9 protein-coding genes are annotated in these 12,466 nt (G+C 64.9%); 3 read left to right on the top strand and 6 right to left on the bottom strand.

What is annotated here, in order from left to right:
* Positions 1–11 precede the first annotated feature (11 nt).
* Genes EV665_RS06885 through EV665_RS06895 form a run of 3 tightly spaced genes read right to left on the bottom strand, consistent with a single transcriptional unit; the run spans position 12 to position 2,352 of the window.
* A complete protein-coding gene (locus EV665_RS06885) occupies positions 12–1,355 on the bottom strand; it encodes a sensor histidine kinase (RefSeq protein ID WP_133033524.1) in 1,344 nt (447 codons plus the stop codon).
* Positions 1,352–2,017 carry a response regulator transcription factor gene (locus tag EV665_RS06890; protein ID WP_133033525.1) on the bottom strand — a complete coding sequence of 222 codons (666 nt, stop codon included), beginning with the start codon at positions 2,015–2,017 and terminating at the stop codon, positions 1,352–1,354. The genes EV665_RS06885 and EV665_RS06890 overlap by 4 nt, the downstream gene beginning before the upstream one ends.
* Positions 2,017–2,352: a PepSY domain-containing protein gene (locus EV665_RS06895; protein WP_206362176.1), complete on the bottom strand. Its 336-nt coding sequence runs from the start codon at positions 2,350–2,352 to the stop codon at positions 2,017–2,019. The genes EV665_RS06890 and EV665_RS06895 overlap by 1 nt, the downstream gene beginning before the upstream one ends.
* 111 nt (positions 2,353–2,463) lie before the next feature.
* On the opposite strand from EV665_RS06895, the gene EV665_RS06900 reads away from it, so the two are divergent.
* Entirely contained in the window at positions 2,464–2,727 is a 264-nt protein-coding gene (locus EV665_RS06900; protein ID WP_064331173.1) for a PepSY domain-containing protein, read from the top strand.
* 51 nt (positions 2,728–2,778) lie between these two features.
* Complete coding sequence (locus EV665_RS06905) at positions 2,779–3,744, top strand: calcium-binding protein (protein ID WP_133033526.1); 966 nt, start codon at positions 2,779–2,781, stop codon at positions 3,742–3,744.
* A gap of 222 nt (positions 3,745–3,966) precedes the next feature.
* On the opposite strand, the gene EV665_RS06910 is transcribed toward EV665_RS06905, so the two are convergent.
* Both EV665_RS06910 and gltB read right to left on the bottom strand, forming a co-directional pair.
* Positions 3,967–5,424, bottom strand: coding sequence for a glutamate synthase subunit beta (locus tag EV665_RS06910; protein WP_133033527.1), 1,458 nt, complete (start codon positions 5,422–5,424; stop codon positions 3,967–3,969).
* Positions 5,425–5,546: 122 nt separating this feature from the next.
* The gene (gene gltB, locus EV665_RS06915; protein ID WP_380684891.1) at positions 5,547–10,268 is read right to left on the bottom strand and encodes a glutamate synthase large subunit; all 4,722 of its coding nucleotides are present in this window, start codon (positions 10,266–10,268) and stop codon (positions 5,547–5,549) included.
* Positions 10,269–10,783: 515 nt separating this feature from the next.
* Here gltB and EV665_RS06920 point away from each other — a divergent pair.
* On the top strand, positions 10,784–11,830 hold the full coding sequence (locus EV665_RS06920) for a threonine aldolase family protein (protein WP_133033529.1): 1,047 nt from the start codon (positions 10,784–10,786) through the stop codon (positions 11,828–11,830).
* Positions 11,831–11,902: 72 nt separating this feature from the next.
* On the opposite strand, the gene EV665_RS06925 is transcribed toward EV665_RS06920, so the two are convergent.
* Positions 11,903–12,364, bottom strand: coding sequence for an Hsp20 family protein (locus tag EV665_RS06925; protein ID WP_133033530.1), 462 nt, complete (start codon positions 12,362–12,364; stop codon positions 11,903–11,905).
* Between the last annotated feature and the right edge of the window lie 102 nt (positions 12,365–12,466).

Here is a 12,466-nt window from a genome sequence, read left to right on the forward strand (position 1 = left end):
TGGATCGCTGCTCAGGCCACGATCCGCGGCAGCGTGATGCGGGCGCAAAGGCCGGGCTTGCGGTTTTCCAGCAGGAAGCTGCCATTCGCCTCCTCGACGAAGCTCTCGGCGATGGCCAGTCCCAATCCTGCGCCCTCGCTCGTCGTATCGAGGCGACCGCCGCGCTTCAGCACGAACTCGATCTCCCCCTCCGGAATGCCCGGCCCGTCGTCGACGACTTCGATGACCGCCGTCGCACCGTCCGCCCGGGCAAGGATGCCGACGGTGGTCCTGGCGTAACGGGCGGCATTTTCCGCAAGGCTGCCGAGGATTTCGGCGAGATCCTCCGCATCGATGCGCAGCATGAGGCCCGGCTCGATCTCCTGCTGCCAGTCGAGATCGCGGCCGGCCGGCGTACGCGAGACGACGCTGACGACCTGCGCGGCGACACGGCCAAGATCGCTGCGCGCCGTATGCCCGCGCTCGGCCTGGCGGGCGCGGGCCATCTCGTGATCGACATGGCGGCGCATGCGCAGGATGATCGCCTCGATGTCGCGCGCGACGCTTTCCTCCCCTCGCTCGCGCAGGCGCAGCACGTCGCCGGAGAGGATCTGGAGCGGCGTCTTGAAGCCATGGGCAAGGTCGGCCGCCCGTTCACGCGCCTTGCGCAACTGGTTTTCCCGCGATTGCAGCAGGGCGTCCACCTCGCCGGTGAGCGGCAGGACCTCGTCCGGGAAATCGGTGCCGAGCCGTTCCGCCTTGCCGGCACGAATGGCGGAAAGGCGCTCCGTCAGCGTTGCCAACGGGCGCAGGCCGACGAAGATCTGCACGAAGCTCGCCGCCAGCAGAAGCACGGCGAGCGCCTGCATGTAGGGCAGAAGATCCCCCTCGAATTCGGCCGTGGCGCTCGAAATGTCCGTGCGGTCGATAGCGACGGCGACGCGCAAGGGCAGTGCCCCGGCCCGCTCGCTGGTCACCACCTCGCGCTCGACCAGAAGCAGCGACGCATCCCCCGGCCCCGTGATGGTCGCCGTATGCACGCCGCCGGCCGGAATATCCGGCAGGACCAGCACGGTATCCCAGAGCGAGCGGGAGCGCAGGCGTTTCCCGTCGCCCTCGATCTGCCAGTAGAGGCCGGAGAGCGGCCGCTCGAAACGCGGATCGACCGGCGGCTTGGCAAGATGCAACGTCGCGCCCGGCTGCTCGGCAAGGCCGGCGATCACCTGGTTGAGATGCAGCATCAGCTCGGCGGCGATGCGCCGTTCCACATGCCGCTCGAACAGCGTCGACAGAACGAAGAACGCCGCCACGAGGGCGGCGATGATGGAGGCGGCGCCGGCAAGCACCAGGCGAAGGCGCAGCGAGCGGCGCGTCACGGCGCGGTCTCGCCCATGTAATAGCCGAAGCCGCGCCGCGTGCCGACGGCAACCGCGCCGAGCTTCTTGCGCAGCCGCGCGACGAGCGCCTCCAGCGCATTGGCATCGCGCGAGAAATCGTCGCCGTAAAGATGCTCCTGCAATTCGGTCGGCGGCACGATCCGGTCGCGATGATGGCCGAGATAGCTGACGAGCCGGTATTCGAGCGGCGTCAGCGACTGCGGCACGCCGTTGACGCTGACGCGCATCGCCCGCGTGTCGATGGTGACGGCGCCGATGGAAATCGTCGCCGCGCCATGGCCGACGGATCGGCGGATGAGTGCGCGGGCACGGGCCAGCAGCTCCTCGAACTGGAAGGGCTTCGGCAGGTAATCGTCGGCGCCGGCATCGATACCCTCGACGCGCTCGGCCCAGCTGCCGCGAGCCGTCAGCACCAGCACCGGCATGTGGCGGCCGTTGGCGCGCCAGCGCTTCAGCAGCGACATGCCGTCCATGCTCGGCAGGCCGAGATCGAGGATGATGAGGTCATAATCCTCGGTGTCGCCGAGGAACCAGGCGTCCTTGCCGTCCGAGGCGGTCTCGACGGTATAGCCGGCCCCCGTCAGCACGGCGGAGACATCGGCCGCAATGCGGGCATCGTCCTCGACGAGCAGCAGGCGCATCAGTCGTCGTCGTCCTCTACGATCGCCATCGTCTTGGCATCGAGCTGCAGCTCGATGATCTGGCCGGACGGCTGGATGAATTCCAGCTCATATATATAGCGATCGCCCTCGCGCTCAAGCTCGACTTCGATGAGGTCGCCCTCGACATGCTTGCGGGCTTCCACGATGATCTGTTCGAGCGGACGCACGAGGCCCTGTTCGAGGGCACGGCGGGCTTCCTCATGTTCCAGCGCATCGTCGTCGTCATCCGCCTGCGCGCCCATCGGCGGCGCTACGGAAAGGGCGACGAACAAGGTGAGCGCCAGCGGAAAGGGGGTCAATATCTTCCTGATCATGGACCTACCTATACGCGCATCAAGCTGACAAATCGCTGACAGCGCCTGTCAGGCAAGCAACAGGCAGCCTGTGCGAAACCTCTCCTCACAACGACAGGAAAGGACTTCGCCATGCGCCTCACCACGACCGGCCTTCTCGCCGCCAGCCTCCTCGCCCTCACCGTGCCGGCCCTCGCCGACACCACCAAGGCGCCGACCCGCAAGACGCTCGAACAGGTCGCCAACGAGCTTTCCGCCAAGGGCTATACGATCCGCGAAATCGAAATGGACGACGGCCATTTCGAGGCGAAGATCGTCGACACGAAGAACGTCGTCAGCGAAGCGAAGATCGACGGCTACACCGGCGAGATCCTGCGCCTTGAGCGCGAAGACTGATCCGCCGCCAAACTCCCCTCTGAAGACCCCATCGAACAAGGACATTATCTCATGGTCAAGATCATCGGCACCTCCTCCGCCAACACGCTCAAGGGCCAGTCGACGGCCGACGACATCTATGGCAAGGGCGGCAACGACAAGCTCTTCGGCTTCGGCGGCAATGACGACCTCGAAGGCGGCGCCGGCAACGACTGGCTGCACGGCGGCTCCGGCAATGACGAGCTGAGCGGCGGCACCGGCCGCGACACCTTCGTCTTCTCCAGCGGCCGCGACGAGATCGACGATTTTTCCGCAAACGCCGACAAGATCGTCATCGACAGCGCGCTCGGCGTCAAAAGCTTTGCGGAACTCAAGGCACTCGCCAGGACCGTCGACAACGGTGAGGACGTGCGCTTCGATTTCGGCAACGGCAACACGCTGACGCTGGAAGACACGAAGCTTTCGAGCCTCAAGGCCAGCCACTTCTCCTTCCAGGCCGTCGACACGGATGAACCCAAGGATCCGCGTTCCGGCGATGACGTGCTGAACGGCAACAGCAAGGCCAACACGATCTCCGGCGGCGACGGCAATGACCGGATTTCCGGCAAGGGCGGCAACGACAAGCTTTCGGGCGATGCCGGCAACGACAAGATCTGGGGCGGCAGCGGCCATGACGACCTGGAGGGCGGCGCCGGCAACGACCAGCTCTTCGGCGGCTCGGGCAATGACGACCTCGAAGGCGGCGCCGGCAACGATCGCCTGGACGGCGGTTCCGGCAACAACGAACTGGAAGGCGGCGCCGGCCGCGACACCTTCGTCTTCAAGACCGGCAAGACCGAGATCGAGGATTTCCAGACGAATTTCGACAAGATCGAGATTTCCAAGGGCCTCGGCGTTTCGAGCTTCGCCGACCTCACCGACATCGCCCGCACCGCCGATGGCGGCAAGGACGTGGTATTCGACTTCGGCCAGAGCGAACTGCGCCTCGACGACATCAAGCTCGCCGACCTCTCGGCGTCGGACTTCCTCTTCGTCTGAGGCGGATATCGCCCCTCATCCCGCTGCCGCGACCTTCTCCCCGCAAGCGGGGAGAAGGGACCTGTGGCGAATGCCTTGCCCACTGTTCCTTGAGGAAAACGGCGCGGCATATCCCCTCTCCCCGCTTGCGGGGAGAAGGTGCCGGCAGGCGGATGAGGGGCACTTTACCAACAGAAAAGGGCGCGCCGGTTTTCCTGGCGCGCCCTTTCTGTTTCCGCATACTCAGCGTGGCAGCGTGGTCGAGCCCATCAGCGCCTCGTCGATGGCGCGGGCGGCCTGGCGGCCTTCGCGGATCGCCCAGACGACCAGCGACTGGCCGCGGCGCACGTCGCCGGCGGTCCAGAGCTTTTCCACCGAGGTCTTGTAGTCGCGGTCGTTGGCGACGACGTTCGAGGAGCCGCGCTTGTCAGTGTTGATCGTCAGGCGCTCGCCGAGGTCCTTCAACACACTGTCGGTGAAGGGTCCGCGGAAGCCGATGGCGATGAAGGCGAGGTCCGCCTTGATGATGAACTCCGTGCCGGCGATCGGCTTGCGGCGGTCATCCACCTGGCAGCACTTCACGCCCGTCAGCACGCCATCCTCGTCGCCGACGAATTCGAGCGTACCGACCTGGAATTCGCGCACGGCGCCCTCGGCCTGCGAGGAGGAGGTGCGCATCTTCGTCGCCCAGAACGGCCAGACGGCGAGCTTGTCTTCCTTTTCCGGCGGCTGCGGACGGATATCGAGCTGCGTGACCTTCACCGCGCCCTGGCGGAAGGCCGTACCGACGCAGTCCGACGCCGTGTCGCCACCGCCGACGACCACGATATGCTTGCCACCGGCCAGGATCGGCGCGGAGGGCCAGCCGACGCTGTCGATGTTCTCGCGGCCGACGCGGCGGTTCTGCTGCACGAGGTAGGGCATGGCATCGTGCACGCCGGCAAAGTCGACGCCGGGAATGCCGGCATCGCGCGGCGTCTCCGAACCGCCGCAGTAGAGCACGGCGTCATGCTCGGCGAGCATCTCGTCCATCTTCTTGTCGACGCCGACATTGACGCCGTAGTGGAAGGTGACGCCCTCGCCGCGCATCTGGTCGACGCGGCGGTCGATGAAGTTCTTCTCCATCTTGAAGTCCGGAATCCCGTAGCGCAGCAGGCCGCCGGCCTTGGACTCGCGCTCGTAGAGGTGGACCTCATGGCCGGCGCGGGCGAGCTGCTGGGCGGCGGCCATGCCGGCCGGGCCCGAGCCGATGACCGCGACCTTCTTGCCGGTCTTCACCGTTGCCGGCTGCGGCACGATATAGCCCATCTCATAGGCCTTGTCGGCGATCGCCTGCTCGACGGTCTTGATGGAGACGGGCATGTCTTCGAGGTTCAGCGTGCAGGCTTCCTCGCACGGCGCGGGGCAGACACGGCCGGTGAATTCCGGAAAGTTGTTGGTCGAATGCAGGTTGCGGATCGCCTCTTCCCAGTTGCCGTTGTAGACGAGATCGTTCCAGTCCGGGATCTGGTTGTGTACCGGACACCCGGTCGGGCCGTGGCAATAGGGAATGCCGCAATCCATGCAGCGCGCGGCCTGCTTCTGGACCTCCGGGTCCGACATGGGGATGGTGAATTCGCGAAAATGGCGGATGCGGTCGGAGGCCGGCTGATACTTCGCCACCTGCCGGTCGATTTCCATGAAACCAGTAACCTTGCCCACTTCAATAATCCTTGCTCAAGGACGGGTGCCGCTCGGGCCCCGATGCCGGAATGCCGGCCAAGATGAAATCCATGCCGGCCGCGCGCCCGCGCAACCGGTCGGTGAAGGTCGAAACCGCTGCCTTATTCGGCAGCGATCCCCATCCTCATGCGCTCCATCTCTTCGAGCGCGCGGCGGTACTCGACCGGCATCACCTTGCGGAATTTCGGACGATACTCGGCCCAGCGGTCGAGAATCTCCCTGGCCCGCGGCGAGCCCGTATAGTGCAGGTGATTGGAGACGAGCTGGTAGAGCCGTTCCTCGTCATGGCGCGTCATGTCGTCGGACACGTCCACCATGCCCTTGTGCATGAGGTCGCCGCCATGGTGGTGCAGCTTCTCCAGCATGTCGTCCTCTTCCGGCACCGGTTCGAGTTCGACCATCGCCATGTTGCAGCGGCGGGCGAAATCGCCCTCTTCGTCCAGCACATAGGCGACGCCCCCGGACATGCCGGCCGCGAAGTTGCGGCCCGTCTGGCCGATGACGACGACAACGCCGCCCGTCATGTACTCGCAGCCATGGTCGCCCACGCCCTCAACGACGGCGACCGCGCCGGAATTGCGCACCGCGAACCGCTCGCCGGCAACGCCGTTGAAGTAGCACTCGCCGGCGATCGCGCCGTAGAGCACCGTGTTGCCGACGATGATCGATTCATGCGGCACCGCCTTGTTGCCCTCCGGGGGACGCACGATGATGCGGCCGCCGGAAAGGCCCTTGCCGACATAGTCGTTGCCCGCGCCGATGAGGTCGAAGGTGACACCGCGGGCAAGGAAGGCGCCGAAGGACTGGCCCGCCGTGCCATGCAGCTTCACGGAGATCGTATCGTCCTTCAGGCCCTTGAAGCCGTAGCGCTTGGCAACGGCACCCGAGAGCATCGCACCGGCCGAGCGGTCGACATTCTTGATATCGACCTCGAAGGCGACGGGCGTCTTCGATTCCAGGGCGGGCTTCGCCTCCTCGATGAGCTTGCGGTCGAGGATATCGTGGATCGGGTGGTTCTGCCGCTCGGTCCAGTAGGTCGCCTCCTTCGGCGCATCGACCTTGTGGAAGATGCGGGAGAAGTCGAGGCCGTTGGCCTTCCAGTGCGAGATCATCTTCTCCTTCTCCAGAAGCTCCGAGGCGCCGATGATCTCGTTCAGCGAACGCACGCCGAGCAAGGCCAGGATTTCGCGCACCTCTTCGGCGACGAAGAAGAAGTAGTTGATGACATGCTCCGGCGCGCCCTTGAAGCGCTTGCGCAGGACCGGATCCTGCGTCGCGACGCCGACCGGGCAGGTGTTGAGATGACACTTGCGCATCATGATGCAGCCGGCCGCGATCAGCGGCGCGGTGGCAAAGCCGAATTCGTCGGCCCCGAGCAGCGCGCCGATGACGACGTCACGACCGGTCTTGAGGCCGCCGTCAACCTGCAGCGCGATACGCGAGCGCAGCTTGTTGAGCACCAGCGTCTGGTGTGTCTCGGCGAGGCCGATTTCCCAGGGAGAGCCGGCATGCTTCAGCGAGGTGAGCGGCGAAGCGCCCGTGCCGCCGTCGAAGCCGGCGATGGTGATATGGTCCGCGCGCGCCTTGGCGACACCGGCGGCGACCGTGCCGACGCCGACCTCCGAAACGAGCTTGACCGAGATATCCGCTTCCGGATTGACGTTCTTCAGGTCGTAGATGAGCTGCGCCAGATCCTCGATCGAGTAGATATCGTGGTGCGGCGGCGGCGAGATGAGGCCGACGCCCGGCGTCGAGTGACGGGTCTTGGCGACCGTCGCATCCACCTTGTGGCCGGGAAGCTGCCCGCCCTCGCCGGGCTTGGCGCCCTGCGCGACCTTGATCTGCAGCATGTCCGCATTGACGAGATATTCCGTCGTGACGCCGAAGCGGCCCGACGCGATCTGCTTGATCGCCGAGCGCTCGGGGTTCATCGACCCGTCCGGCAGCGGCATGTAGCGGTCGGCCTCCTCGCCGCCCTCGCCGGTGTTCGACTTGCCGCCGATCCGATTCATGGCGACGGCGAGCGTCGTGTGCGCCTCGCGGGAAATCGAGCCGAAGGACATGGCCCCGGTCGAGAAACGCTTGACGATATCGACCGCCGGCTCCACCTCGTCGATGGAGATCGGCTTGCGGCCGGCCTCTTCCGCGTCCTTGATCGAGAAGAGGCCGCGGATCGTGTTCATGCGCAGCGCCGAGGCGTTCACCAGGTCGGCGAACTCCCTGTAGCGGTCGGCCGCGTTGCCGCGCACCGCATGTTGCAGCGAGGCGACGACGTCGGGCGTCCAGGCATGCTCCTCGCCGCGCATGCGATAGGCATATTCACCGCCGATATCCAGCGTGTTGGCGAGCAGCGGGTCGCGGCCGAAGGCGGCCTTGTGGCGGTTGAAGGTCTCCTTGGCGATCTCGTCGAGGCCGATGCCCTCGATGGTCGTCGCGGTGCCGAAGAAATATTTGTCGACCAGTTCGGAGGAAAGGCCGATGGCATCGAAGATCTGTGCGCCGCAATAGGACTGGTAGGTCGAGATGCCCATCTTGGACATGACCTTCAGGATGCCCTTTCCGATCGCCTTGATGTAGCGATAGACGATCTCTTCCGAATCCACTTCCTTCGGGAACTCGCCGCGCTTGTGCATGTCGGTAAGCGTGTCGAAGGCGAGGTAGGGGTTGATCGCTTCCGCGCCATAGCCGGCGAGAAGGCAGAAGTGATGCACTTCACGCGGCTCGCCGGTCTCCACGACAAGGCCGACCGAGGTGCGAAGGCCCTTGCGGATCAGATGGTGGTGCACGGCGGCGGTGGCAAGCAGCGCCGGGATCGCCACGCGGTCCGGCCCGATCTGGCGATCGGAGAGCACGATGATGTTGTAGCCCGACTTGACGGCCTGCTCGGCGCGCTCACAGAGCCGGTCGAGCATTTCCGGCATGCCGTCGGCGCCACGCGAGACGTCATAGGTGAAGTCCAGCGTCTTGGTGTCGAAGCGGTCCTCGACATGGCCGATGGAGCGGATCTTCTCGAGATCGCCATTGGTAAGGATCGGCTGACGCACTTCCATGCGCTTGGCCTTGGCCGCGCCGCCATGATCGAGGATGTTCGGGCGCGGACCGATGAAGGAGACGAGGCTCATGACCAGTTCCTCGCGGATCGGGTCGATGGGCGGGTTCGTCACCTGCGCGAAGTTCTGCTTGAAATAGGTGTAGAGCAGCTTGGTCTTGTCGGACATGGCCGAGATCGGCGTATCCGTGCCCATGGAGCCGATCGCCTCCTGCCCCGTCGTCGCCATCGGCGACATCAGCAGCTTGGTGTCCTCCTGCGTATAACCGAACGCCTGCTGGCGATCGCGCAGCGACACGTCGCGGCGCAGCGCGCGCGGCTCGACCGGACCGAGATCTTCCAGGATGATCTGGGTGTTATCAAGCCACTCCCGATAGGGATGCTTGGCGGCAAGCGCGGACTTCACCTCCTCGTCGGAGATGATGCGGCCTTCCTCCATGTCGATGAGCAGCATTTTCCCGGGCTGAAGACGCCACTTCTTGACGATGCTCTCTTCCTTGACCGGCAGCGTGCCGGCCTCGGAGGCGAGGATGACGCGGTCGTCGTCGGTGACGAGGTAGCGCGCCGGACGCAGGCCGTTGCGGTCGAGCGTGGCGCCGATCTGCTTGCCGTCGGTGAAGGCGACGGCGGCCGGGCCGTCCCACGGCTCCATCAGGGCGGCGTGGTATTCGTAGAACGCCTTGCGCTCCTGGCTCATCAACTGGTTGCCGGCCCAGGCCTCGGGGATCAGCATCATGACCGCATGGGCCATGGAGTAACCGCCGCGCACGAGGAACTCGAGCGCGTTGTCGAAACAGGCCGTGTCCGACTGGCCCTCGTAGGAGATCGGCCAGAGCTTGGTGATGTCCTCGCCGAAGAGCGGCGAGGAGACGGAGGCCTGGCGGGCCGCCATCCAGTTGACGTTGCCGCGCAGCGTGTTGATCTCGCCGTTATGGGCGACCATGCGGTAGGGATGCGCCAGCTTCCACGACGGGAAGGTATTGGTGGAGAAACGCTGGTGCACGAGCGCGACGGCCGATTCGAAGCGCGGGTCGGCGAGGTCCTTGTAATAGGCGCCCACCTGGTAGGCGAGGAACATGCCCTTGTAGACGATGGTCGTCGAGGACAGCGAGACGGGGTAGAAATTGCTCTCCTCGCCCTCGTACTCGTCGTAGATGCGGTTGGAGATCACCTTGCGCAGGGTGAAGAGCCGGCGCTCGAACTCGTCGTTCGTCGCGGCCTCGCGGCCGGCGCCGATGAAGACCTGGACATGCCGCGGCTCGGTGGCGGCGATCTCCGGGGCCTTGGAGAGCGAGGAATTGTCGACCGGCACGTCGCGGAAGCCGATGAGCACCTGCCCCTCTTCGGCGACGACATCTCCGATGACCTTCTTGAAATAATCGACGAGCTTCTCATCCTGCGGCATGAAGATGTGGCCGACGGCATATTCGCCTGCCTTGGGCAGCGTGACGCCCTGCTTTGCCATCTCCTCGCGGAAGAAGCGGTCCGGAATCTGGACGAGAATGCCTGCACCGTCGCCCATCAGCGGATCCGCGCCGACAGCGCCGCGATGCGTCAGGTTTTCGAGCATGAACAGCCCGTCCTTGACGATCTGGTGCGATTTCTTGCCTTTCAGATGCGCCACGAAGCCGACGCCGCAGGCATCGTGTTCATTGCGCGGATCATAGAGTCCCTGTTTTTTCGGCAGGCCCGGATTGGAAGCGCGTGTCGTGGCGCCCGTCGCAGTCGCCTGCGCCCGGAACTGCCGCAAATCATGTGCTTGGGTCTTCACCATCATTTTCTTCCTCCTGTGCGCCCATCCTGCGGGCATTCGTTTTCGCCCGTGTGACCCCTTTGCCTTTGGACGGGGCCTCGCGAGCGACTGTTTCATGAATCCGGCGCGACCGCAAAACGACGGCGGACCGGAAGGATCATCGGGACCCGTCTGGGCGCGCGGCTTTCGGAAGGAATACGCCCTCCTTGCCCGGCGCCGTTCCCGGCGGCTTCCGTGGTCTGGGAAGGCGCCTCTCGGTCTCTTGACCGAAATAGGACAGCAAACCTGTCCTATTTCATGGGCTCTATGCCAGAAACACCCCCCGGCCGCAAGGCCATCATGCCAAATAATCACCACCTCATGAAGAAAAATTGCCCGCTCCGCCGTAGGCTTGAAATTAAATTACGACCGCTTGCCACATTGTTTCCATTCCTTTCATTCTGGGGCCCGCCGGCACTTTCCGCCGTTTTCGGCGATTGATCGCCTTCATTTCTCCATTATGGTCCTTCCGCAGTCTCATTCGCATTGGAAACCGCATGTTTTTCGCTTCCGACAACTGGGCCGGCGCCCATCCCGACATCGCACAGAGCCTCGTGACGGCGGCCGGCGGCTTCGCCCCGGCCTATGGCGCCAGCGACCTCGACAAGCGTGTGGAAAAGGCTTTTTCGGAGATTTTCGAGCGCGACGTCGCCGTCTTCTTCGTCGGCACGGGCACGGCGGCGAATTCCCTGGCGCTCGCCAGCTTCAACCGTCCGGGCGGCCAGGTCTTCTGCCACCGCGAAGCGCATGTGAATGTCGACGAATGCAACGCACCGGAATTCTTCGCTTCCGGTGCCAAGCTGGTGCCGATCGACGGCCCCGCCGGCAAGCTCTCCCCGGACGCCCTTGCCGCCGCCATCGGCCGCTTCCCGCCGGATTTCGTGCATGGCGGCCAGCCGATGGCCGTCACCATCACCCAGGCCACCGAAGCCGGCACCGCCTATACGCTCGACGAGATCGCCGCCCTCTCCGACGTCACGAAGGTAGTGAACCTGCCGCTGCACATGGACGGCGCGCGTTTCGCCAATGCGCTCGTCCATCTTGACGCGACGCCCGCCGAGATGACCTGGAAGCGCGGCGTCGACATCCTCTCCTTCGGCGGCACGAAGAACGGCTGCTGGTGCGCCGAGGCGCTGGTGCTGTTCGATCCCGGCAAGGCACAGCAGATGCATTTCCTGCGCAAGCGCTCGGCCCAGCTCTTCTCCAAGTCCCGCTTCATCGCCGCCCAGTTCGATGCCTATTTCAAGGACGGCCTCTGGCTCACCCTCGCCCGTCATTCCAACGCCATGGCCGCGCGCCTTGCGGCCGGTTTCGAGACCTCCGACACGGCCCGCCTCGCCTGGCCGACCGGATCGAACGAGCTCTTCGTCGTCATCCGCAACGACGCGATGAAGGCCCTGAAGGAGAAGGGAGCCGTCTTCTACGACTGGCCCGCCGGCCCCGAGCTGAAGGCGACCATGCGCGCGGACGAAACGCTGATCCGGCTCGTCACGAGCTTCGCCACGAAGGAAGCCGACGTCGACGACTTCCTCTCGGCGCTCTGAGCGGCATTACCGGACACAAAAAAAGCGGTGCCCTGCGGCACCGCCCTTCTTCATTCCCGGGAAAGCGCAGGATCAGTTGGTCTGCGCTTCGATCTGCTTGGCGTCGCGCTGGACGGCCGTGATCTCGATACGGCGCGGCTTGGCGGCTTCCGGGATCTCGCGAAGGAGATCGATGTGGAGGAGGCCGTTCTTCAGCGAGGCGGCGCGCACTTCCACGTGATCGGCGAGCTGGAAGCGGCGCTCGAAGGCGCGCTTGGCAATGCCGCGGTAGAGAAACTGGCTGTCTTCGGCTGCCTCGTCCTTCTTCTCGCCCTTGACCGTCAGCGCATGTTCGCGCGCCTCGATGGAGAGCTCGCTCTCGTCGAAACCAGCCACCGCCATGGTGATGCGGTAGGTGTTTTCGCCGGTACGCTCGATGTTGTAGGGCGGGTAGCTCTGGGCCTGGTCAGGCTGGCCGAGGCTGTCGAGCATGGTGAAGAGACGGTCGAAGCCGACGGTGGAACGATAGAGGGGGGAGAAATCGACGTGACGCATGGTGTCCTCCTTTAGAGCAACGGTTGCGATCTTTCTGAAGGCTGCCCCCGATTTCCGAAGGTGCAGCCCGGTTCATCCGGCCCCGTCCCATTCTGGCGACGG

The organism is Shinella granuli (genome assembly GCF_004341885.1).
Taxonomy (GTDB): Bacteria; Pseudomonadota; Alphaproteobacteria; order Rhizobiales; family Rhizobiaceae; genus Shinella; species Shinella granuli.

Coding starts and splice junctions, on each gene's coding strand:
- EV665_RS06890 (WP_133033525.1), bottom strand. CDS start 2,017: ATGCGCCTGCTGCTCGTCGAGGACGATGCCCGCATTGCGGCCGATGTC.
- EV665_RS06895 (WP_206362176.1), bottom strand. CDS start 2,352: ATGATCAGGAAGATATTGACCCCCTTTCCGCTGGCGCTCACCTTGTTC.
- EV665_RS06900 (WP_064331173.1), top strand. CDS start 2,464: ATGCGCCTCACCACGACCGGCCTTCTCGCCGCCAGCCTCCTCGCCCTC.
- EV665_RS06905 (WP_133033526.1), top strand. CDS start 2,779: ATGGTCAAGATCATCGGCACCTCCTCCGCCAACACGCTCAAGGGCCAG.
- gltB (WP_380684891.1), bottom strand. CDS start 10,268: ATGGTGAAGACCCAAGCACATGATTTGCGGCAGTTCCGGGCGCAGGCG.
- EV665_RS06920 (WP_133033529.1), top strand. CDS start 10,784: ATGTTTTTCGCTTCCGACAACTGGGCCGGCGCCCATCCCGACATCGCA.
- EV665_RS06925 (WP_133033530.1), bottom strand. CDS start 12,364: ATGCGTCACGTCGATTTCTCCCCCCTCTATCGTTCCACCGTCGGCTTC.